The sequence below is a fragment of the Pseudomonas fragi genome (genome assembly GCF_002269505.1).
GTDB lineage: Bacteria > Pseudomonadota > Gammaproteobacteria > Pseudomonadales > Pseudomonadaceae > Aquipseudomonas > Aquipseudomonas fragi_D.
In genome coordinates, this window is record NZ_NQKQ01000057.1 from 1 (window position 1) to 2,206 (window position 2,206).

Sequence of the window (2,206 nt, forward strand, 5' to 3'; positions counted from 1 at the left end):
GAAATACAAAACGCCCGATGCGGTGCATCGGGCGTTTTGAGACTGAAATTGGTGTAAACCTATTTCAGGACTAGACAGGGGATTAAATCCCGTATTGCGCCCGGTAGGCTTCAACGGCAGGCAGGTACTGCTTGAGCGTTTCATCTTCAGCCAGGTATTGCAGCACCTGGTTCAAGGAAACGATGCTGATCACCGGAATACCGAAGTCGCGCTCCACTTCCTGGATCGCCGACAGCTCGCCATTGCCCCGCTCCTGACGGTTGAGGGCAATCATCACACCGGCAGCCTTGGCGCCCTGGGCCTGGATGATCTGCATGACTTCACGGATGGCAGTGCCAGCCGTGATCACGTCATCGATGATCAGGATATCGCCTTCCAGCGGCGAGCCAACCAGGCTGCCACCTTCGCCGTGGGCCTTGGCTTCCTTGCGGTTGAAGCACCATGGCAGGTCGCGGTCGTGGTGTTCGGCCAGGGCCACGGCGGTGGTTGCCGCCAGAGGGATGCCCTTGTAGGCCGGGCCAAAGAGCACGTCGAAGGAAATACCGCTGTCAACGATGGCGGCAGCATAGTAACGCCCCAGCTGGGCCAGTGCAGAGCCGGTGTTGAACAGGCCGGCATTGAAGAAGTAAGGGCTGGTACGGCCCGACTTCAGGGTGAACTCACCGAAGCGCAAAACGCCACGATCGATGGCAAAGCGGATGAAATCGCGCTGATACGCTTGCATGAAAAAAGTCCCCAGACACCACGGATTTAGCTAATTAGTAAGACGGCGTGTATCATACACTCACGTGATTTTTGGGGCCATTTATGCGGATCATCAGTGTGAACGTCAATGGTATTCAGACGGCAGTCGAGCGCGGTTTGCTCAGTTGGCTGCAAGCTCAGAATGCCGACGTTATCTGCCTGCAGGACACCCGTGCCTCCGCCTTTGAACTGGACGATCCAGCCTACCAGCTCGATGGCTACTTTCTTTATGCCTGCGACGCCGAAGTCCCTGCCCAAGGTGGTGTGGCTTTGTACTCGCGGTTGCAGCCGAAAGCAGTCATCACCGGGCTTGGCTTCGAGACGGCCGATCGCTACGGGCGCTACCTGCAAGCCGATTTCGATAAGGTCAGCATCGCGACCTTGCTGCTCCCTTCGGGGCAGAACGGCGATGAAGACTTGAATCAAAAGTTCAAGCTAATGGACGACTTTGCGCGCTATCTCGACAAGCAGCGTCGCAAGCGTCGTGAGTACATCTACTGCGGCTCACTGTATGTGGCGCAGCAGAAACTTGACATTAAAAACTGGCGCGACAGCCAGCAATCACCCGGCTTCCTGGCGCCTGAACGGGCCTGGATGGATGAGATTGTCGGCAACATGGGCTATGTCGATGCCCTGCGTGAAGTCAGTCGTGAAGGTGACCAGTACAGCTGGTGGCCGGACAACGAACAGGCCGAGATGCTGAATCTGGGCTGGCGTTTTGACTACCAGCTGCTGACACCGGGCCTGCGCCGCTTTGTACGAAGCGCTCGCATGCCACGTCAGCCACGCTTCTCGCAGCACGCGCCATTGATCGTGGACTACGACTGGACACTGACTATCTAAGTGTTTGTCGCCGTCATAAAAAATGCCCGTATCGAAAGATACGGGCATTTTTTTGTCTCGGACTTTGCTTAGCAGTTAACTAATACGTGCAAACCATAGCGCTACATTTTTTGTATAGATCATAAGAAAGCACGATAAATAAGTACTGCATTGACAGCTGGAAACCCAACAGAATGCTGCGGTCCAACAGGACATTTCATAAATTTAAGGGATTAAAAAATGAATAATGAAGAAATTATTAAACTTCTTGGCTATTTGATAGGCACTCGCTACGTGCCCACCGTTAAAGCCTACATCAGCGAACTCACCGGACGTACTCGGGTAGTCGGAGTCAATGAAATTTCTACCAAGGAATGGGATGAAAGGCGCATTCACCTGATCGGTGATGCCAACAACTGCATAGTGTCCATTCACTTTGGTTGATAGCTGATTTAGGGCAGGATCATACTTTCAAAAAGCTCGCACATTTCATGCGGGCTTTTTTCATGGGTGTGTCCCGTCCTGAATAAGGTTTACACCTTCTGACCTATTTTCAGGAGGAGTCAATGGATACGGGCAAAAGGCGCAGTCAGCGTGACTACACACTAGCTTTTAAATTATCAGTCGTAGACCAAGTCGA

Annotated in this window: 3 protein-coding genes; 2 read left to right on the forward strand and 1 reads right to left on the reverse strand. The window is 53.1% G+C overall.

Features of this window, described 5'->3' with window-relative positions; all coding sequences use genetic code 11:
• Positions 1-82: 82 nt before the first annotated feature.
• Entirely contained in the window at positions 83-724 is a 642-nt protein-coding gene (gene pyrE, locus CJU81_RS23460; protein ID WP_095038442.1) for an orotate phosphoribosyltransferase, read from the reverse strand.
• 83 nt (positions 725-807) lie between these two features.
• Between pyrE and CJU81_RS23465 the strand changes: the two genes are divergently transcribed.
• The gene (locus CJU81_RS23465; protein WP_016782698.1) at positions 808-1,587 is read left to right on the forward strand and encodes an exodeoxyribonuclease III; all 780 of its coding nucleotides are present in this window, start codon (positions 808-810) and stop codon (positions 1,585-1,587) included.
• Between the two features lie 219 nt (positions 1,588-1,806).
• The gene (locus tag CJU81_RS23470; RefSeq protein ID WP_095038443.1) at positions 1,807-2,010 is read left to right on the forward strand and encodes a hypothetical protein; all 204 of its coding nucleotides are present in this window, start codon (positions 1,807-1,809) and stop codon (positions 2,008-2,010) included.
• Positions 2,011-2,206 lie beyond the last annotated feature (196 nt).